The sequence below is a fragment of the Brevundimonas sp. genome, from assembly GCF_051860745.1.
Taxonomy (GTDB): Bacteria; Pseudomonadota; Alphaproteobacteria; order Caulobacterales; family Caulobacteraceae; genus Brevundimonas.
The window spans coordinates 204,646-222,905 of record NZ_JBHYDN010000002.1 but is presented as its reverse complement, the minus strand read 5'-3'; the positions used below and the strand labels follow the sequence as shown (position 1 = coordinate 222,905).

Annotated in this window: 24 protein-coding genes, 1 tRNA gene and 2 pseudogenes; 12 read left to right on the top strand and 15 right to left on the bottom strand. The window is 67.3% G+C overall.

Features of this window, described 5'->3' with window-relative positions; all coding sequences use genetic code 11:
* Positions 1-36: 36 nt before the first annotated feature.
* Entirely contained in the window at positions 37-603 is a 567-nt protein-coding gene (locus tag ACTIEW_RS03525) for a hypothetical protein (protein ID WP_439476526.1), read from the top strand.
* Between the two features lie 122 nt (positions 604-725).
* Positions 726-822, top strand: a tRNA-Pro gene (locus ACTIEW_RS03520).
* A gap of 69 nt (positions 823-891) precedes the next feature.
* Here ACTIEW_RS03520 and ACTIEW_RS03515 read toward each other — a convergent pair.
* Positions 892-1,122 carry a DUF6471 domain-containing protein gene (locus ACTIEW_RS03515; protein ID WP_439476525.1) on the bottom strand — a complete coding sequence of 77 codons (231 nt, stop codon included), beginning with the start codon at positions 1,120-1,122 and terminating at the stop codon, positions 892-894.
* Between the two features lie 106 nt (positions 1,123-1,228).
* Between ACTIEW_RS03515 and ACTIEW_RS03510 the strand changes: the two genes are divergently transcribed.
* Positions 1,229-2,140, top strand: a complete 912-nt coding sequence (locus ACTIEW_RS03510; protein ID WP_439476524.1) for an IS1595 family transposase — start codon at positions 1,229-1,231, stop codon at positions 2,138-2,140.
* Here ACTIEW_RS03510 and ACTIEW_RS03505 read toward each other — a convergent pair.
* From ACTIEW_RS03505 to ACTIEW_RS03465, 9 genes and pseudogenes are all read right to left on the bottom strand, one after another.
* Entirely contained in the window at positions 2,137-2,526 is a 390-nt protein-coding gene (locus ACTIEW_RS03505) for a hypothetical protein (RefSeq protein ID WP_439476523.1), read from the bottom strand. The two genes, ACTIEW_RS03510 and ACTIEW_RS03505, sit on opposite strands and share 4 nt — an antisense overlap.
* A complete protein-coding gene (locus ACTIEW_RS03500) occupies positions 2,527-3,000 on the bottom strand; it encodes a Panacea domain-containing protein (RefSeq protein ID WP_439476522.1) in 474 nt (157 codons plus the stop codon). It abuts the gene before it with no gap.
* A gap of 96 nt (positions 3,001-3,096) precedes the next feature.
* Entirely contained in the window at positions 3,097-3,549 is a 453-nt protein-coding gene (locus ACTIEW_RS03495) for a hypothetical protein (RefSeq protein WP_439476521.1), read from the bottom strand.
* A gap of 275 nt (positions 3,550-3,824) precedes the next feature.
* A pseudogene (locus tag ACTIEW_RS03490) lies at positions 3,825-4,745 on the bottom strand (YifB family Mg chelatase-like AAA ATPase); the annotation flags it as partial.
* A gap of 127 nt (positions 4,746-4,872) precedes the next feature.
* A complete protein-coding gene (gshB, locus tag ACTIEW_RS03485; protein WP_439476520.1) occupies positions 4,873-5,826 on the bottom strand; it encodes a glutathione synthase in 954 nt (317 codons plus the stop codon).
* Between the two features lie 61 nt (positions 5,827-5,887).
* Positions 5,888-6,703, bottom strand: a complete 816-nt coding sequence (locus tag ACTIEW_RS03480) for a SirB1 family protein (RefSeq protein WP_439476519.1) — start codon at positions 6,701-6,703, stop codon at positions 5,888-5,890.
* Positions 6,700-7,140 carry a YraN family protein gene (locus ACTIEW_RS03475; protein WP_439476518.1) on the bottom strand — a complete coding sequence of 147 codons (441 nt, stop codon included), beginning with the start codon at positions 7,138-7,140 and terminating at the stop codon, positions 6,700-6,702. The genes ACTIEW_RS03480 and ACTIEW_RS03475 overlap by 4 nt, the downstream gene beginning before the upstream one ends.
* The gene (gene rsmI / locus ACTIEW_RS03470; RefSeq protein WP_439476517.1) at positions 7,137-8,009 is read right to left on the bottom strand and encodes a 16S rRNA (cytidine(1402)-2'-O)-methyltransferase; all 873 of its coding nucleotides are present in this window, start codon (positions 8,007-8,009) and stop codon (positions 7,137-7,139) included. The genes ACTIEW_RS03475 and rsmI overlap by 4 nt, the downstream gene beginning before the upstream one ends.
* Before the next feature lie 50 nt (positions 8,010-8,059).
* Positions 8,060-8,545: a GNAT family N-acetyltransferase gene (locus ACTIEW_RS03465; RefSeq protein ID WP_439476516.1), complete on the bottom strand. Its 486-nt coding sequence runs from the start codon at positions 8,543-8,545 to the stop codon at positions 8,060-8,062.
* A 113-nt stretch (positions 8,546-8,658) separates the two neighbouring features.
* Here ACTIEW_RS03465 and egtD point away from each other — a divergent pair, with 113 nt between their 5' ends.
* From egtD to ACTIEW_RS03445, 4 genes and pseudogenes are all read left to right on the top strand, one after another.
* Entirely contained in the window at positions 8,659-9,615 is a 957-nt protein-coding gene (gene egtD / locus ACTIEW_RS03460) for an L-histidine N(alpha)-methyltransferase (RefSeq protein WP_439476515.1), read from the top strand.
* Positions 9,612-9,902 (top strand): annotated as a pseudogene (locus ACTIEW_RS03455) (YqcI/YcgG family protein); the annotation flags it as partial. The gene egtD and the pseudogene ACTIEW_RS03455, both read left to right, overlap by 4 nt.
* A 41-nt stretch (positions 9,903-9,943) precedes the next feature.
* The gene (gene gntA / locus ACTIEW_RS03450) at positions 9,944-10,309 is read left to right on the top strand and encodes a guanitoxin biosynthesis heme-dependent pre-guanitoxin N-hydroxylase GntA (RefSeq protein ID WP_439476514.1); all 366 of its coding nucleotides are present in this window, start codon (positions 9,944-9,946) and stop codon (positions 10,307-10,309) included.
* Positions 10,299-10,880: a DUF1989 domain-containing protein gene (locus tag ACTIEW_RS03445; RefSeq protein ID WP_439476513.1), complete on the top strand. Its 582-nt coding sequence runs from the start codon at positions 10,299-10,301 to the stop codon at positions 10,878-10,880. Before gntA ends, ACTIEW_RS03445 begins: the two co-directional genes overlap by 11 nt.
* A 17-nt stretch (positions 10,881-10,897) precedes the next feature.
* Here the strand turns inward: ACTIEW_RS03445 and hemW are convergent, their stop codons facing one another.
* Positions 10,898-12,028 (bottom strand): radical SAM family heme chaperone HemW, encoded by a 1,131-nt coding sequence (gene hemW / locus ACTIEW_RS03440; protein WP_439476512.1) that lies wholly within the window; start codon positions 12,026-12,028, stop codon positions 10,898-10,900.
* Between the two features lie 25 nt (positions 12,029-12,053).
* Positions 12,054-12,656, bottom strand: coding sequence for an RdgB/HAM1 family non-canonical purine NTP pyrophosphatase (gene rdgB / locus ACTIEW_RS03435; protein WP_439476511.1), 603 nt, complete (start codon positions 12,654-12,656; stop codon positions 12,054-12,056).
* Between the two features lie 689 nt (positions 12,657-13,345).
* On the opposite strand from rdgB, the gene ACTIEW_RS03430 reads away from it, so the two are divergent.
* The 4 genes from ACTIEW_RS03430 to ACTIEW_RS03415 all read left to right on the top strand — a co-directional run bounded on the left by ACTIEW_RS03430 (position 13,346) and on the right by ACTIEW_RS03415 (position 15,080).
* Positions 13,346-13,936: a DUF2975 domain-containing protein gene (locus ACTIEW_RS03430; RefSeq protein WP_439476510.1), complete on the top strand. Its 591-nt coding sequence runs from the start codon at positions 13,346-13,348 to the stop codon at positions 13,934-13,936.
* 65 nt (positions 13,937-14,001) lie between these two features.
* Complete coding sequence (locus ACTIEW_RS03425) at positions 14,002-14,262, top strand: helix-turn-helix domain-containing protein (protein WP_304879058.1); 261 nt, start codon at positions 14,002-14,004, stop codon at positions 14,260-14,262.
* Entirely contained in the window at positions 14,259-14,804 is a 546-nt protein-coding gene (locus ACTIEW_RS03420) for a Smr/MutS family protein (RefSeq protein ID WP_439476509.1), read from the top strand. Before ACTIEW_RS03425 ends, ACTIEW_RS03420 begins: the two co-directional genes overlap by 4 nt.
* A 3-nt stretch (positions 14,805-14,807) precedes the next feature.
* Positions 14,808-15,080 (top strand): hypothetical protein, encoded by a 273-nt coding sequence (locus ACTIEW_RS03415; protein WP_439476508.1) that lies wholly within the window; start codon positions 14,808-14,810, stop codon positions 15,078-15,080.
* Here the strand turns inward: ACTIEW_RS03415 and ACTIEW_RS03410 are convergent, their stop codons facing one another.
* Complete coding sequence (locus ACTIEW_RS03410; protein ID WP_439476507.1) at positions 15,081-16,097, bottom strand: adenosine kinase; 1,017 nt, start codon at positions 16,095-16,097, stop codon at positions 15,081-15,083. It lies immediately after the preceding gene.
* 113 nt (positions 16,098-16,210) lie between these two features.
* On the opposite strand from ACTIEW_RS03410, the gene ACTIEW_RS03405 reads away from it, so the two are divergent.
* The gene (locus tag ACTIEW_RS03405) at positions 16,211-17,080 is read left to right on the top strand and encodes an ATP-grasp domain-containing protein (RefSeq protein ID WP_439476506.1); all 870 of its coding nucleotides are present in this window, start codon (positions 16,211-16,213) and stop codon (positions 17,078-17,080) included.
* 166 nt (positions 17,081-17,246) lie between these two features.
* Here the strand turns inward: ACTIEW_RS03405 and nth are convergent, their stop codons facing one another.
* Together nth and ACTIEW_RS03395 are read right to left on the bottom strand one after the other, a co-directional pair.
* Positions 17,247-17,984 (bottom strand): endonuclease III, encoded by a 738-nt coding sequence (nth, locus tag ACTIEW_RS03400; RefSeq protein WP_439476505.1) that lies wholly within the window; start codon positions 17,982-17,984, stop codon positions 17,247-17,249.
* Between the two features lie 40 nt (positions 17,985-18,024).
* Entirely contained in the window at positions 18,025-18,174 is a 150-nt protein-coding gene (locus tag ACTIEW_RS03395; RefSeq protein WP_439476504.1) for a hypothetical protein, read from the bottom strand.
* Between the last annotated feature and the right edge of the window lie 86 nt (positions 18,175-18,260).

The following is an 18,260-nucleotide window of genomic DNA, read 5'->3' as shown; positions in this document are numbered from 1 at the left end:
GGTAATGGTTATCGGGTGCCCTCCCCGGAATCACTTATGACCGACGCCCTCACCGCCCTGTACGGACGCACCCGCTCTCTTTCTGACGGCCTGGAAGCGTTGATCCGTGACGCCTATGAGGCTGGCTTCCGTGAGGGCGGCCTCGCCATGCGGGATCACATTCTACAGGCCGCGAACGCCCCAGTTTCTATCAAGGCTGGCGCGGTCCAGATGGCCACGACCGTCACCCCTAGGGCTTCGCTCGACTTGGACACGGGGACATCTGGCCTCTGGCCGGACAAAGTCCCAGTGACGCCGGATGCGCGGCGGAAAGCGACGCGGGCGCCACGCGGCCTCGTAAGGGCAGCGGTGGCAGAAGTCCTGCGCCAGCAACCGGGCCTGTCGATTACGGAGATCGAAGAGCGGGTCGTGGCTCTACACCCGGAGATCGCGCGCAAGTCGATAGGCAACCAGCTTCGGCACTTCGAGGATGATCTGTACCGGCGCGAAGGTAAGTACAATTGGTTCCTGATGGGTGAGCCCCAAAAGGAAACGGCGAGCCCGGCCTTACCAGCCGACCTCGCCGAACTTCTCGGTCCTTTGAAAGGAGGTGAGGCGCAGTGAGACCGCCATAACCCAACTTCCAGACTGCGTTGGGTGAATCAGACCCGGCGCAGTGTGCAGACCCCGTAGGGGGGCAATCGTGCGTAACCGGGAGGGCCGGGAAACCGGTCCTCCCACCTGTGGCAGTAGTGGCGAAAAAGGTAGACGCGCCGGGTTTGGAATCCGGTGGGGCCGCCCGCAAAAGCAATCCCCGTGTCGGTTCGAGCCCGGCCTACTGCACGACGGCAGCTTATAACGGATTGAAGGCGCAGTCAATTTTGGCTGCGCCTTCGGTTTTGTGAGTCGATTTCAATTAGTTAGGTCGTCCAGCCGGAGCGATTGAGCTCCGCAGGCGACCAGACATTGAATGAGAAAGGTGGCGGTGAAGCCGCCCCGGCTGATCTTGTTCGCCAGGTTCCGTTCGCTCTCCGGTATCCCCATCGCGGTCAGGCGCTCTGCAAGTTCCCGGTAGCCAATATTGCGCCGCTTGAGCTCCCCTTTGAGGAGCCCCTTGGTGCGGGCCTGCCAGTCGGTTTCCATATGTTCCTCGCATTAGATGACGAAAATCATCATAAGCGATGTAAATATCGTTGACAACGATGACGTTATGTCATCATATCCAGTGACTAACACACCGGATATGATGATGTCTCAGCACTTTCTCCTCTCAGCCGCCGCGCGCGAGACGTTCAAGGCCGTCCGTTGGGCCTCGACCGAGGGCGAGCCGGTTTGCAGCAAGTGCGGCTGCGTTGAAGCCTACGAGATCGCCACTCGCCAGATCTTCAAGTGCAAGGGTTGTCTCGCCCAGTTCAGCGTCACCTCGGGCACCATCTTCGCCAGCCGCAAGCTGCCGATCCGCGACATTCTCGCCGCCATCGCCATCTTCGTGAACGGTGCGAAGGGCTACAGCGCCCTCCAACTGAGCCGCGATCTGGACGTCCAGTACAAGACGGCCTTCGTGATGGCCCACAAGCTGCGCGAGGCTATCGCCCTGTCGCGGTCGGCCGAAAAACTGGACGGCGTGGTTGAGGTCGATGGCGCCTATTTCGGCGGCTATGTGAAGCCTGAGAACAAGAAAGCCGACCGCGTCGATCGCCGGCTGTCTGAGAACCAGTCCGGTAAGCGTCAGGTCGTCATCGCCATGCGGGAACGCGAAGGCCGCACAGTTACGGGTATCACGCGGACCGAGGCTCAGGGCGTCTCCCTGGTCGCGCCAATGGTAGCAGCCAGCGCGACCGTCCACGCCGACGAAGCCTCGCACTGGGATGCCCTTCACGCCCGATTCGCGACGAAGCGCATCAACCACAGCGAGGCCTATTCGCAGGACGGCGCCTGCACCAATCAGGTCGAGTCCTTCTTCTCCCGCCTGCGCCGGGCTGAGGTCGGCACGCACCACCACATCGCGGGCAAGTATCTGGCCGCCTATGCGTCAGAGATGGCCTGGCGCGAAGACAACCGCCGCGTCTCCAACGGTGGCCAGTTTGCCCAAGTCGTCGGCGCTGCGATGGCCGCTCCGGTGTCGCGCCAGTGGAAGGGTTACTGGCAGCGAGCGGCTTAGGCCTTGTCGTCGGGCTTCAGGTATCGGCGCGCGCCCTCTGCGACCACGGCACCCACCGCACCGCTGAATAGGACGCTCTTAAGGTCGTCCATTTCGTGGGGGCTGAGCCACGTCCAGCCCCATGCGAGCATATGCCAAGCGTAGACACAGACGGCGAGCCAGAAGATGGCAAAGGCCAATATGATGGAGACGGGCATACAGAAGCCGAACGCCTTCTGGATCAGAAGCTTGTTTTGTTCGATCTGCCCTGGAAGGGTGTCGGCGCGGGGGAAAGTCCGCTCTTCGATCCGAGCGAAAGGGTCAGTCAGCCAGTCCTGAGACTCCAGCCATTCAGGCGGCGGTCCCGGAACCGTGTACGGCTTCCCCCCATCCCCGCTGCCCGCCACTTAGGCCGCCCTGTCGCTCAGGTTGGTGTAGTGCTCCCGGATGAGGGAGTCGGGGATTTGTTCACCCCAACCCTCAGGGTCGTAAACAGCAGACCACGGCGTCCCCGGCTTGTGAGTCAGGTGCGAGAGTTGGATTCCATTCAGGGAGCCATATTTTTCGAACACGCCGCGAAGAAGCCCGCGCGTATCTTCGTCCAGCGCCTCTGCCGGAGCCCACAAGGCATCGCCAATCGGCGCAGTGACAGGGCCAGCGCCGTAGTGCTTAAGTCTCTGGTATAGGTGCGGGATTACCGGGCCGAACTTCCACGCCTCGACCGGCTCGCTGATCAGCGGAGAGCCTCTGAGAGCCAAAGACCAGCCGTGTGCAATGTACGTCAGCTTGACGTACTGCATTGGTGTTAGCGGGCGTCCGCTTTCCTGTGCCAGCCGAAAGAATTCGTTGGCCACGGTGGACGCGCGGTATGGACCGCTCATCACTTTCCTCCTGACCTAACAGCCCCTCGCGACTGAAAACGCCGCGTTCGGGGGCTTATATAGGAAACCTTACAGGAAATGAATCCCTCGCGGACACTATTTGTTCCGGGGATGTTCGCCGAGGGTCCAGCGCCGGTTCACCGCCCCCTCGCCGACAATCACCCCCTGCCGTTGCAGGGTGTTGAGACAGGCCCCTACCCGCTTCCGTATCATCACGCCGGTTCCGTGGTCGGTCTTGAGGCCTCGGTCGGCCATCCATGCATCCCCGATGCAGAACGACGTAAGCGGCTCGGTCGCGCCCTTGAACTGGTCCAGTACGAACCGCCGCATCTGACCCTTACGCGCCCGGTGCTTCGTGGCATATCGCTGGATAGCGGCGGCGGTGTCAGCCGCCGGGTCGAAAAGCCGGATGCAGGCGTCGATGTGGTCGAGATCGCACGTCACCTTGCGGGCGTCGCGTTCCAGGTCCTTGCGCAGCTTCACAAGCTGCTTCCGCTTCGCCTGTAACCCGGCGATGGTGTTGGGTCGTTCCATGGGAGGGGTTGTCATGCGTCAGGTGCTCTTGGCTTGGTTTGGGGCCGCGTTACTTCTGATCGGAAGCTGCTCTTCGGGAGCCGAGGAGGCTGCCAACGCCGCCGATCAAGCCCAGCAGCGAGCAGACGCGGCATACGAACACGCCGAAATGGCCCACGCGCGGTTTAGGGACGTGAATGCAGACATTGACGCTCTTCGCCGCGAAGTCAGGCAGCTGCGCCAGTCAAGTCTATATCGCTAACTAGCGGGAAACATCACCGTATCTGGTGTGTTTGCTACCTAATACCGCTGTACTCGGGGAGTTCATCCAGAAAGAGCACGCCGTTGTGCGCGAGGGAGGCCTCGCCGGGCTTGGCGCGCAGGCCGCCGCCGGTCAGGGCCGCCATGGAGGCTGAATGATGCGGGCTGCGGAACGGCCGGTCGCGGGTCAGGGCGCCGCGCTCGATCAGCCCCGCCACCGACCAGACCATGGAGGTCTCCAGCAATTCCTTCGGCGTCAGCGGCGGCAGCAGGCCCGGCAGCCGCGCCGCCATCATCGACTTGCCCGAGCCGGGCGGGCCGACGAACAACAGGTTGTGGCCGCCCGCGGCCGCGATCTCCAGCGCCCGTTTGGCGCTCTCCTGACCCTTTACCTCGCGCAGGTCCGGGACCCGATCGCCGGACCGCATCGCCCCCGGCTCGGGCCGCCGAAGCACCTGGGTTCCCTTGAAGTGGTTGACGAGGCCGATCAGGGAGCGCGGGGCCAGCACGGCCACATCGCCCGCCCATGCCGCCTCGGGCCCGTTGGCCTCGGGGCAGATCAACCCCAGACCCATGGCGTCGACCGCCACCGCCGCCGGCAGGGTTCCGCCCACCGGCGCGATCCGGCCGTCCAGCCCCAGCTCGCCGACCGCGGCCCAGCCCGACAGCACGTCCGGCGGTATGACGCCCATGGAGGCCAGCAGAGCCAGGGCGATGGGAAGGTCGAAATGACTGCCCTCCTTGGGCAGGTCCGCCGGGGCCATGTTGACGATGATCCGCTTCACCGGAAGGGACAGGGCGATGCCGGCGAAGGCGCCGCGGACCCGTTCCCGGCTTTCGGCCACAGCCTTGTCGGCCAGGCCGACAATGTTGAAGGACGGATTGTCGCCGCACGACAGCTGGTGGACCTGCACGTCGACCCGCCGGGCGTCCACCCCCTCGAAGGCCACCGTCACCACGCTGGCGAGCATGACTCTCTCCCGCTATCCGGGAGAGAACGAACCATGAACCGCGACGGTTGGCAAGGAGGTTCTAGGGATTAGGGATTAGGGAGAAGGGAGAAGGTCTTTCCGACTCAAGCGCCTCCGCCCCTGGAACCTAATCCCTAATCCCCGGAACCTTCTTCTCCACCGCATCCCACATCAGCGCCGCCGCATCGATGCCGGTAAAGCGTTTGAGCTGCTGGGCGCCGGTGGGCGAGGTGACGTTGATCTCGGTGAGGTAGTCGCCGATCACATCGATACCGACGAAGATCAGGCCGCGGCGCTTCAGTTCCGGGCCGATGGCGGCGCAGATCTCGTGGTCGCGGGCGGTCAGTTCGACCGGGGCCGCCGTGCCGCCGACGCGCAGGTTTGAACGCACCTGACCCGAGGCGGGGATGCGGTTGATGGCGCCGACCGGCTCCCCGTCGATCAGGATGATGCGCTTGTCGCCCTTCGATACCGCCGGAATGAATTTCTGGATCACCAGCGGATCGCGGCTGCCGGTCATATGTATCTCGATCAGGGCCTCGAGATTGGGATCGCCGGCCTTCAGCTTGACCACGCCAGACCCGGCCGCGCCGTGCAGGGGTTTGAGCACCACATCGCCGTGCCGCTCATGGAAATCGACCAGGGCGACCGGGTCGGAGCTGATCAGGGTCGGCGGCGTCAGGCCGGGGAATTTCGTCACCAGCAGCTTCTCGGGCGCCGACCGGACTTGGGCCGGGTCGTTCACCACCAGCGTCTTCGGGTGCACCGTCTCCAGCAGATAGGTCGAGGTGACATAGGCCATGTCGAACGGCGGGTCCTGGCGCATCAGGATGACGTCGACGTCCTGGGACAGGTCCAGCTTCACTTCGTCGCCGAGGCTGACATGGTCCCCAAGGCTCTGGCGCACGGTCGCCGGGCGGGCGCGGCAGAACAGACGGCCATCCTCGAGCGCCAGGGTGCGAAAGTCATAGACCCACTGGGCGTGGCCGCGGTCCTGGGCCGTGGTCATCATCAGCCAGGTGGTGTCGGACTCGATGTTGACCGCCTCAATGGGGTCCATTTGGATCGCGACTCTGAGCATCGAATGTCCTTCCAAGCGGGGCGTGCTTGGCTAATGGGCAGCCGGCGGCGTGGGCGCAACCCTAGTTCAGCTGCAGCCTGACCCGATCGACCGACATCTGACGCGTGACCTCCATCGGATCGTCGACTGTGCGGGCGCGGGCCAGGGCCTCGAGCGCGCCGGCCAGCGAGCCCTGTTTCTCCCGCGCGGCGGCGACGTCCAGCCAGGGGCGGTGGTCCTCGGGATCCAGCAGGGCGCGACGCAGGGCCGACCGCTCGGCCCCTTCATAGTCCTGGGACCGGATGGCCCGACTGAACAGGACGTTCTGCAGCCGGATCAGGGCCTGCCGATCGGTGACCGGGGCCATCAACACGTCCAGCCGGTCGGCGACATGCGGCGTCAGCCCGGCCCGCAGGGCGCGGCGGGTCAGTTCCGACGGCAGAACCAGCCGGCCCTGGCTGAAGGGGTCCAGCGCGACGGGGCCTCCGGGGGTCTCGACCCGCAGCAGGAAATGGCCGGGGAAGTCGACGCCCTGGGCCTTGATCCCCGTCCGCCGCGCGGCGTCGAGATAGAAGACCGACAGCGCCCCGGACAGGCCACGGCGGCTTTCGGCCACGTCGATGACGTCCGTATTGCCCGGACTGTCATGGTTGAGGAGGTCGCCGTTCAGCCGCAGGTCCGAGGCCATGGTCTCGGTCAGGGCGTCGTCGGGGCCCTCGCTTCCAATCCGCTCCGCCAGCCGATCGGCGGCGTGGGCGGCGAGGGTGCGGACCGGCTGCGGGTCACGAAACGGACTGTCGTGGATGGCGCAGGCGATGGCCGCCTCGAGCAGGGGGAAGGCTTCCTCCTCGGCCTGTCCGGCTTCCGTCAGCGTCTCGATCGCTTCATCGCGGGTCATGCGGCGCCCCTCCCGAAGGCGACAACCCCGCGACGATGGCGCGGAAACCGGCCCGGGGCCAGCGCCACCATATCGATTCGCAGCACATGGCCGGCCAAGCTGGGTCTTTGACGCAACACCGACCGGCCGGCCGCCAGCAGGCGATCGTACTGGTCGGAGCCGAGGGCGGTGAGCGCGCCCTCCAGCGTGGCGCGGCGCTTGACCTCGACCACGGCCAGCACCTTGCCGCGCCGGGCCAGGATGTCGATCTCGCCGCCGCGGGTCTTCAGGCGGAAGCCGAGCACCTGATAACCCTTGGCCATCAGCAGCGCGGCGGCCAGCCATTCGGAGCGGTGGCCGAGCCGGTGGGAGACCGCGCCGAGGGCGACGCGCCAGCCGCGCTTGGCCCGCACGACCTTCGGCGCCCTTAACCGGGTCGCGGGCCGTTCCGGGCTCACCGGCCCTGCATCTCCAGCGCCCGCTTGTAGAGCGGTTTGCGCGGCAGGTTCAGGGCTTTCGACACCTCGGCGGCCGCCTCGCCGGGGGGCAGGCGGGTCATGGCCTCGGCGAGCGCCGCGTCGGCGTCGGCCTCGGAGGCGACTTCCATTTCGCCCGGGGCGACGACGATGACGATCTCGCCCTTCGGACCCTGACAGCGGGGGTCGACGGCCAGGTCCGCGAGGGAGCCGCGTACGCACTCCTCGTACATCTTGGTCAGCTCGCGGGCGACGGCGGCGGGACGAGGGCCGAGCACGGCGGCCATGTCGGCCAGGCTGTCGGCCAGACGCGGACCGCTTTCAAAGAAGACCAGGGTCTGGCGGGCGGTGCGGACCTCTTCCAGCGCCGTGCGCCGGGCGCCGGATTTGGTGGGCAGAAAGCCGGCGAACAGCACCCGGTCGGCGGGCAGGCCGGCGATGCACAGGGCCGCTAGCAGGCTGGAGGGGCCGGGGATCGGATGGACCGGCAGGCCCGCAGCGATCACCGCCCGCGCCACCACGAAGCCGGGGTCGCTGACCAGCGGCGTCCCGGCGTCCGACACCAGCGCCACCACCGCCCCCTCACGCACGCGTTCGATGGCCATTTCGGCGGCGCGGGGCGAGGCGTGGTCGTCGCACCGCTCGAGCTTCGCCTTCAGCCCATAGGCCGACAGGAGTTTGGCGGTGACCCGCGTGTCCTCGGCCAGCACCAGGTCGGCGGCGGCGAGCACATCGAGCGCCCGAAGGGTCATGTCGCGCAGGTTCCCGATCGGCGTCGCCACCAGATAGAGGCCCGACGCCACGCGACGCGGCGGCGGTGCGGTCGGCGGAAAGGGCGAAATATCGGACATCGCCGGGACCGTGCCAGCCTCGGGAGTTGGGCTCAAGGGCGGGCGCCGGCTCAGAGCGTCTTCTTGTAGCCGAAGTGGCTCGCGGTGAAGCCGAGCTGTTCGTAGAACCGGTGCGCGTCCGACCGGCCCCGATCCGTCGTCAGCTGCACCAGGGAGCAACCCCGCGACCGGCACGCCTCAATGGCCCAGTCGAAGACCCGATGGCCCAGCCCGGAACCGCGCCGGTCAGCGGCGATCCGAACCCCCTCGATCTGGCCGCGCAACCCCCCTTGCCGGGAGAGGCCGGGGATGAAGGTGATCTGCAGCGTCCCGATCACCCGGTCGCCCTCGGTGACCACCGCAAGGAGCTGGTTGAGGTCCGAATCGATCGCCGCGAACGCCGCCCCATAGGCCGGAACCGGCGGCAGGCTGACATCCTCGCGCTCCCGACCCAGGGGGTCGTCGGCGAGCAGGGCGATGATGGCCGGCAGGTCCGCGACCCGGGCGCGGCGAAAGGCGATGGTGTCCATGGCGGCAGCATAGGGCGCCGGCTTCAAACCAGAAGCTCCCTGGACGCCGTTCGGAACGGCGCTCGTCAGAAGACGTTAGACAGGCCCGTCGCCGCTCCTAGGCCGAGTCGACGGTTCACACCGTCCAGGACACAGCCTCAGTGACCGATGCCGAGCCAAATCTCGCCGACTTTGCTTTCGAGGATTCCGTAGCGCACAGCCTGTCCCTGCGGCCGCGCCGGATCGCCAGCAAATGGCTCTATGACGATGTCGGCGCCGGCCTGTTCGAAGGCATTGTGGCGTCCCCGGGCTATTATGCCGCCCGGGCCGAGCTGGAGATTCTGCAGGCGCACGGGCCCGAGATCGCCCGCGCTCTCGGTCGGGGCGGCAGTCTGGTCGAACTGGGCAGCGGGGCCAGCACCAAGGTGCGACGGCTACTCGACGCCATGCCCGGGCTGACCCGCTATGTGCCTGTCGAGATCTCCGAGGCCCAGTTGCTGGAGGCGGCCGAGGCCATTCGAGGCGACTATCCGGATCTGGAGGTCACGCCCATCGCCGCCGACTTCACGAAGGACTTCGACCTGTCCGACGTCGTCGGCGACAGTCCCGTGCTCGGCTTTTTCCCCGGCTCGACCCTCTGCAATCTGCTGCCGGAGAACAGCGAGACCTTTATGCGTCGGATGCACGCCCTGCTCGGCGCGGACAGCCTGTTCCTTGTGGGCGTCGATCTGCAGAAGGATGAGGCGATCCTTCGCCGCGCCTACAACGAGCCCGGAGGCGCGATCTGGGACTTCAACCTGAACATCCTTGAGCGGATGAATAGCGAGTTCGGCGCCGGGCTCGACAGGAGCGATTTCCGCCACGAGGCGATCTACAACACCGAGGCCCAGCGCATCGAGGCGGCGATCTATCCGCTGCGGGATCTTTCGGTCACCGTGGCGGGTCAAAGCTTCGACCTGCCGGCTGATGAGCCGATCGTCCTCGAATACTCGCACAAATACACGCTCGAGAGCTTCGCCGCCCTCGCCGCCCGCGCCGGCTGGGGAACGCTGAACGCCTGGACCGACCGGGAGAACCTCTTCTCGGTCCATCTGCTGACCAACCGGGGCCCGGCGTGAGCGCTGCCGTCACTCCCAACGACCATCCCCTCGCGCGCGCCTTCGAGACGTTCGTCCGGGACAAGGCCTTCCCCTGCGTGGGGGCCAAATCGGCCCTCGCCCGAAGCCAGATGGACATCGTCATCGCCCGTGACATCACCTCGACGTGGGACGATCTGCGCATCCACCCGGGACTGTTCGAGGCCGCCCGCCGCTTCAAGGTTGACCCAACCCTGTTCCAGAGCTTCGTCGTCATCTTCGAAGGTCCCCGCGATCTGGACGAGGTCTCCTTCGAGCGCGCGATGTGGGAGCGGATCCAGTCCCTCGCCGACAAGGACCCTGGAACGGCGTGCCCTATGACGCCACGGTCGATCCTGACCCCGACAGCCCGCATTTCTCGCTCAGCTTCGGCGGGGAGGCCTTTTTCGCGGTCGGCATGCACCCCGGGGCCAGCCGACCGGCGCGACGGTTCGAGACCCCCGCCGTGGTGTTCAACCTTCACCGCCAGTTTGAAATGCTCCGCGCATCCGGCGCCTATGAGAAGTTGCGCGCCAGCATCCTCGAGCGGGACGTGAACCTCGCCGGCGCCGTCAATCCCATGCTCGCCCGCCACGGTGAAAGCTCCGAGGCCCGCCAGTACAGCGGACGGGCGGTCGAGGAGTCGTGGTCTTGCCCCTTTGCCGCCCAGTCCGGGAAGTCCCGCAATGCCCAATGAAATTCCGCCGCGCTCCGGTGTCGCCTTCGAGCTGAAGGCCGGACAGCGGCTCAAGGTCATCGACCCCCGCGGCGAACAGGTCAGCGATCTTCTGGCGTTCAATCGTCATGATACGGCGGAGGTGATTTCCTCGGGCCGCACGCTCGACTACGCCAGCCGGATCTATCTGACGACCGGTGACGCCCTCTATTCCAACCGCTCCAACGTGATGATGCGGATCGAGGAGGACAGGGTCGGGCGCCACGACTTCCTGCTTACGCCCTGTTCGGCCGACACCTTCCGCATCATCTATGGCGATGCGGATCCGCATCGCGGCTGTTTCGGCAATCTGGCGGAGGCGCTGAAGTCGTACGGAATCGGGCCGGACCAGATTCCCACGGCCTTCAACGTCTTCATGAACGTGCCGGTCGACGGGGCCACGGGCGTCCTGACGGTCGAGCCGCCGCTGAGCAAGGCGGGCGACTACACCATCTTTGAGGCCTGTATGGATCTGATCATCGGCATGACCGCCTGCTCCGCCCTGCAGTCCAACAACCATGCCTTCAAGCCGATCCACTACGAGATTATCTGATCGTCCTTGCCGCCGGCTCAAACCAGCAGGGCCTTCAGCACCCCGTCCAGAACGGGTCGCCCGGCCCCGGTCGCCCTGACCCGGCCCCCCGCCACGGCCAGAAGCCCGTCCCCGGTCAACCCCGCCAGCGGCTCCGACTCCGCCGTCCGGCCCAGCGCCGCCAGATCGGCCAGCGCCACGCCTTCCACGGTCCGCAGGCCCAGCAAGACCTTCTCTTCCGCTGCGTCCAGAATGGACTGCATCTCCCGCTCGCTCCAGGGCGCGCCGCCCGCGACGCCCGCGACATAGTCGGCAATGCCCCGGCAGGCGACGGTGGCGGTTCGCGCGCCGTCCAGCGTCAGCCGCCCGTGCGCGCCCGGGCCGACGCCCAGATAATCCCCGCCGCGCCAAACATGCAGATTGTGCGCCGATCGGGCCGCCACGCCCCGCGCGTGGTTGGAGACCTCATAGGCATCGAAGCCGGCGGCCTCGAGCACGACTTGCGTGGTCTCATAGAGGGTGGCGGCGCGGTCCTCGTCGGGCGGGGTCCAGGCGCCGCGGGCGACGGCCCGACCGAAGGCGGTTGTTGGCTCTATGGTCAGTTGATAGGGCGAGACGTGTTCGAAACCGAGGTCGAGCGCCTCGGTCAGTTCGGCGCGCCAGCCATCCGCGGTCTGGTCCGGGCGCGCGTAGATCAGGTCGATCGACAGGCGGGGGAAGGCGCGGGCGGCGACGGCGACGGCGCGGCGGGCCTCATCCGCCGTATGATTGCGGCCGAGGAAGGCCAGGGCTGCGTCGTCCAGCGCCTGCACCCCCATGGACAGGCGATTGACCCCGGCGTCGGACAGGGCGGCGAAGCGGGCGGCCTCGGCGTCGGTGGGATTGGCCTCGAGCGTGATCTCGATCGGGCCGCGCGGCGGGAACAGGGTCCGGGCGCGGGCGATGACGGCGGCGACGGCCTCGGGCGCCATCAGCGAGGGCGTGCCGCCCCCGAAGAAAATGGAGGCCAACCGGCGCGGGCCAATCAGGGCGGCTTGCGCCTCCATGTCGGCGAGGATGGCTTCCACCAGGGCCGCCTGCTCCCCGACCCGCCCCCGGTCGCGCACGACGTTGAAGTCGCAATAGGGGCAGATGCGGGCGCAGTATGGCCAGTGGACGTATAGCGCCACGTCTGTTCCCGGATCTGGAACCGGATCAGTCAATCAAACACGCCTTCAACTTCCCGAACGCCCTTGCCCGGTGGCTGATGCTGTCCTTCAGGGCCGGGTCCAGTTCGCCGAAGGTCTGGCTCTGGCCGTCGGGAATGAAGATCGGATCGTAGCCGAAGCCGCGGTCACCGCGCGGGGGGAAGGTCAGCAAACCGTCGACCCGGCCTTCGACCACCACGGCGGGGCCGTCGGGCCAGGCCACGGCGAGAGCCGAGGTGAACCAGGCGCGGCGATCCGATGAGCCGGTTTCCTCCAGCCGTTCCTCGACGCGACGCATGGCGAAGGCGAAATCCTTGTCCGGCCCCGCCCAGCGCGCTGAGAAGATGCCGGGCGCCCCGTCCAGCGCCGCGACCGACAAACCGGAGTCGTCGGCCAGGGCGACCTCGCCCGAACGGTCGGCCGCATGGCGGGCCTTCAACAGGGCGTTGCCCGTGAAGGTGCTCTCGGTCTCGTCCGGTTCGGGCAGATTGAGGCTGGCGGCGGTGACCACGTCGTAATGTCCGCCCAGAAGGGCGTCGATCTCGACGGCCTTTCCGGGATTGTGGGTCGCCACGACGAGGCGCATCCCCTTGATTAACTTCAGATTCATGTCGATCACGCGCTCCGCAACAATTCCTTGCCAAAGTTTAATATCGTTAAACGATATGTAACGTGCCTTTCCGTGGGGCACGGCCTATCTATGTCTTCAAGGACGGACGCCGCGACGTTCCCCGAACTGGCCGATACCGGCAAGATCGATGCAGCGGAACAACATAAGAGGGGTGAAAACATCCCTCACTCAGGACCAACGGAGAAAGACCATGAACACCATGAACGCTTCCTACCTCATCGAGAAGGTCGGCCACGGCATCCTCAACGCCTTCCTGCTCGCCGCCCTGCCGACCGCCCTGATCACCACCCTGATCCAGGCCTTTTGATTCCGTTCTGGCCACATCGGCCAGAACGGCGACCAGCCAGACAGTATGGCCTCAACCAGCCCGAAAGGCTGGCAGGCCGGATACCCGGCCTCAAGTAGCCCGAAGGGCGTTAGGCCAACTACCCGGCCTCAAGTAGCCGGAAGGGCGTTAGGCCAACTACCCGGCCTCAAGTAGCCGGAAGGGCGTTAGGCCAACTACCCGGCCTCAAGAAGCCCGAAAGGCGGTAGGCCAAACACAAAGTCTCACAGGAGCTTTGACGATCGGCATGACAATCGCGATGAATAAGACCGCGTGCGGGTTCGCCGGACCGCGCGCGGCATCCTTGCCCCGCCGACCGGCCCGCTAACAGAGAGGTCGACCCATGCGTGTCCCGAAATCGCTTTCGATCGGGATCCGCGTGCCTTTCGTCCGGACCCCGGCCCTTCCGGCCCTCGGTCCCGGATCCATGTCCAGCCTGCTGGGCGTCGCCCTCGGGGCCGCCTTCTGGATTCTGGCGCTGCTGACATGCGCCGCCGTCCTCGCCTTCCTGTTCATCGCCTTCGTACCGATGGGTCCGCTTGATCTGATCGCGACCTCGGAAGACGGCGGCACCAGCGTGCCCGTGCCGCGCGCCTATTTCCTTTTCGGGGTCGGCGCCTTCGCCGGCTATTTCGCCGGTTTCGCCCTGATCCTCCGCCACCTGCGCCGCATCGTCCACTCCCTGCGCATCGGCGACCCCTTCCAGCCCGCCAACGTCAGCCGGCTGAAGCAGATCGGCCTGACCCTGGCCACGGTGACCGGGGGCGCCTGGATCGGCCAGACCCTGGTGTCGCGGCTGGTGCGCGGCGCGCTGGAGCCGCCCAGCCTGTTCGACCTGGTCACTCCCGCCTTTTCGGTGCTGGTCGTCTTCGTCCTGGCCGAAGTGTTCCGCGAAGGCGCCCGCCTGCGCCGCGAATCCGAATTAACAATTTAGGTGGGCGCGCGGTCAGAAGGCTCCGCCCTTCTCGACCCGACGCGCGCCGGTTAAGAGAAGGTCCCATGGCCATCCGCGTGCAACTCGACCGCATCCTCCTCGAACGGCGCATGTCGCTGACCGAGCTGGCCGACCGTGTCGGCGTAACGCTGGCCAATCTGTCGATCCTCAAGACGGGCAAGGCGCGGGCCATCCGCTTCACGACTTTGGACGCCCTGTGCCGCGAACTGAACTGCCAGCCGGGCGATCTTCTGGTCCAGGCGCCGGGGCCGCAGGACATCGGCTCGGATGAGGATCCGGACGGGAACGCTCCCGGCACCACATGAGCCGCCGCGACGACCTGAGCCCAGACGACCGCCGCATCTGGGCCCGCGTCGCCGGCTCGGTCACGCCCCGCAAGCCGAAGAAGCCTGCTCTGGTCATTCCGGGCGCCGCCGTGCATCAGCCGCCCGCCGCGCCGCATCCAAAGGGCCTGACGAAGCCGCGCGGCGTCGCGCCCGGCTGGAGCCCGCCCGCCCCGGCGCCCGAGCGTCCGCGCGGCCATCCCGAAGAACTGGAGCCGCGCCGCCAGCGCCGGCTGTCGCGCGAACGCGATCCGATCGAAGCCAAATTCGACCTGCACGGCTTCGGCCGCTTCCAGGCCCAGGACGCGCTCACGGCATTTCTGATGGGAGCGCAGGCGCGCGGCTATCGCTCGGTGCTGGTGATTACGGGGCAGGGGCGGCGTGGTGGAACCGGCGTGATCCGCGCCTCGGTCCACGAATGGCTGCAGAGCCCGGCCCTGCGCGGGGTGGTGTCGGGGTTCGCGCCCGCCGCCCGCCATCACGGCGGCGACGGGGCCCTGTATGTGACGATCCGGAAGCGCTGAATCATGGCCCATCTCATCGCCATCCAGACTTCCGCCGGGGAATGGCAGACCTTCGTCGTCGCCCAGCCGACGAACCGGTTCGTCGGCGACATCGATGTGATCGGGCGAAAGGTGCCGAGCTTTTCCTGTATGCGGGCGTGGGACGGCGTGCCCAAGGCGGAGGCCGAACGTCTGGCCCTGAGCCTCAGGGGCGTGCCCAAGACCGCCCGGCACGCCGCCATCCTGAAGGCGTCGCAGGGCCTGCGCCTCTCCTTCGCGGCCGGAAGCCAGGTTTGATCAGGCCAGGGTCAGGCCTGCCTCGCGCGCCAGGACCTCCAGCGACGTCATCGGTCGCGGCCCCCAGTGGGCGATGACCTCGGCGGCGGCGAGAGAACCGAGCTTGCCGGCGTCTTCCAGCGACAGGCCGCGGGCGAGGCCAAGCAGGAAACCCGCCGCGTACTGGTCGCCGGCGCCGGTGGTGTCGACCACCTTGTGGACCGGGACTACGGCGATCTCGACGCGTTCGTCGCCGCGCACGACCACCGAACCGGCCTCGCCGCGCGTGATGGCGGCCACGTCAACCGCGGCGGCCAGCTGCGCGGCGGCGGCGTCGAAATCGTCCGTCTCGAACAGGGCGGCCAGTTCGCCCTCATTGGCCAGGACGATGTCAGCGGACGACTCGATGAAAGCCAGCAGCTCGGCGCGCCAGCGGGCGACCACGAAGGTGTCCGACAGGGTGATGGCGACCTTGCGTCCGGCGGCGTGGGCGGCGGCGGCGGCGGCCTCGAAGGCGGCGCGGGCCGGGGCCGGATCGAACAGATAGCCTTCCAGATAGACGATGGCCGAGGCGCCGATCAGGTCGGCGTCGATGTCGGCGACCGCCAGCTGGTTGGCGGCGCCGAGGAAGGTGCACATGGTGCGCTGGCCGTCGGGGGTGACATTGATCATGCAGACGCCGGTGGCGAGGCCCTGATCGGCCCCGTCCTTGAGCGGGGCGGTGTCAAAAGCGACGCCGGCGGCGCGGATATCGTGGGTGAAGACGCCGCCCAACTGGTCGTCGGCGACCTTGCCGATATAGGCCGCGCGGCCGCCGAAGCTGCCGATCCCGGCGGCGGTGTTGCCCGCCGACCCGCCCGAGGCCTCAACCCCCGCGGCCATGGCGGCGTAGAGGGCGGCGCTCTGTTGCGCATCGACCAGCTGCATCGAGCCGGCGGTCAGGCCCTGGGCCGTAAGGAAGTCGGGGTCGCAGGGGGCGAGGACGTCGACGATGGCGTTGCCGACGGCACAGACGTCGTAGGTGGGGGCTTGGGTCATGGGCGGGGGCCATAGCGGGCGCGGAGCGGATTGGCCAGTCGCGAGACTGTCCTTATGGGCCGACAAGGAGAGCGAAGTTGCCGATCCGCCGAATCTCTGACCAAGAGCCGGCCATGACCGAGATCGCCGTCCTGACCCCCGACCCGTCGGATCCCTCCTACGCCGGCGAGTGGCCGGGGGTGCTGAAACGTCTGGGCGAAGCTCTGGCGACCGGCGGAATGACCGCGGTTCCAACGCCCTGGACGGACCACATCGACAGCGGTGAGGGTCTGATCGGCTTCCCGCTGGTCCTGCCGCTGATCGCTTGGGGCTATCACCGGGCTCATGCTCGCTGGATGCAGGCCTGCGCGACCTGGGAGGCGGCGGGGGCGCCAATGCTGAACCCGCCCTCGGTGCTGGGCTGGAATTCGGACAAGAGCTACCTCGGGCGGCTGGCCGAACAGGGCGTGGCCATCCCGGACACCGTCTGGATCGACGGCCCGACCCAGGCCGATGCGGACGCCGCCTTCGACCGGTTTGGAACCGACCGGATCGTGGTCAAGCCGCGGGTCTCGGGCGGGGCGTACAGGACACTGCGGCTCTCACGCGGCGAACCCATGGTCGGCGCGCCCGAGGGCCCGGCGATGATCCAGCCCTATCTGCCGACCATCGAGAGCGAGGGCGAGACCTCCCTGCTGTTCTTCGGCGGCAAGCTCAGCCACGTTGTCGAGAAGCGGCCGGTACCGGGCGAGTTCCGGGTCCAGATCCAGTACGGCGGCGGCCATGTCGCCCTGCCGGAGCCGCCCGCGGGCGCGCTGGCGCTGGCGGAACAGACGCTGGCGGCGATCGGCGAGGACCTGCTGTACGCCCGCATCGACATGGCCCGCGACGAGAGCGGTCGCTGGCTGCTGATGGAGGCCGAACTGATCGAGCCGGACTTCTATCTCGGCTCGGCGCCGGAAGGCGGGAGACGGTTCGCGGCGGCGGTGCGGACCAGACTCTGATCCCTCTCCCGAGGGGAGAGGGCTTGAGCGCACGAACGCGCAGCGGTCGTTCTTGCGCGAAAGGGTGAGGGCGTCAGGTGCCAGGGGCGTCAGGCGCCGTAACCCTTCACCCTCCTACTCGGCTCGCGCCGAGCGGGCCCCTCCTTCTCCCGATGGGAGAAAGACGCTAGTTGGCCTCCCCCAAGGCCATCAGCCCCGCCCGTGACGGACACAGGTCGCTGATCACGCAAGCGCTGCATTTCGGCTTGCGGGCCGTGCAGGTGTAGCGGCCATGCAGGATCAGCCAGTGGTGGGCCTTGGGTAGCCATTGCTCCGGCACGACCCGGAACAGCTGGGCCTCGACCTTGTCGGGGGTGGCGGCGTTGGCGAGGCCGAGGCGGTGGGAGACGCGGAAGACGTGGGTGTCGACCGCGATGGCGGCCTCGATCCCCAGTTCGTTGAGCACCACGCTGGCGGTCTTGCGGCCGACGCCGGGCAGGGCCTGGAGGTCGGCGCGGTTCAACGGCACCTCGCCGCCGTGCTGCTCCAGCACAATGCGGCTGAGGGCGATGACGTTGCGAGCCTTGCCGCGATACAGGCCGATGGAGGCGATCCAGGGTATCAGCCCTTTTTCTCCCAGTTCCAGCATCTTCGCGGGCGTATCGGCGACGGCGAACAGCTTGTCGGTGGCCTTGTTGACCGAGACGTCGGTGGCCTGGGCCGAGAGGGCGACGGCGACCACCAGGGTGTAGGGGCTGGAGAAGTTCAGCTCGGTCTTCGGGTCGGGCATGACGCGCGACAGGCGATCGAAGACGGCCTCGACCCGGTCCTCGTCCGGCGGCCAGCCGAACACGGGGACCATGGCCCCGGTCATGACGGCGGGACGTTTCGACGCGGTTTTCGGGCGGGCCTTGGGCGGCTTCATCCCGATCGGGTAGCAGACGCGGCCCGGAACCGGGAGGGCGTCAGGCCTCCCACGACGCTGGAATGAACAGGGCAGCGGCGCCGATCACCATGCCGACCAACCCGACGGCGAGCGGCAGGCCGAACAGGATGGTGCAGCTCAGGATAATAAGACTGGCGGGCTGGGCGAAACGGGCGGTGAGGCGCTTCATGGGGTTCTCCGGTCAGCTTGACCGTAGTCGAGACCGCCCTGCGGCCGCGGTCAAGCAGGTTCCGAAACAGGATGTGAGAGGCGTCA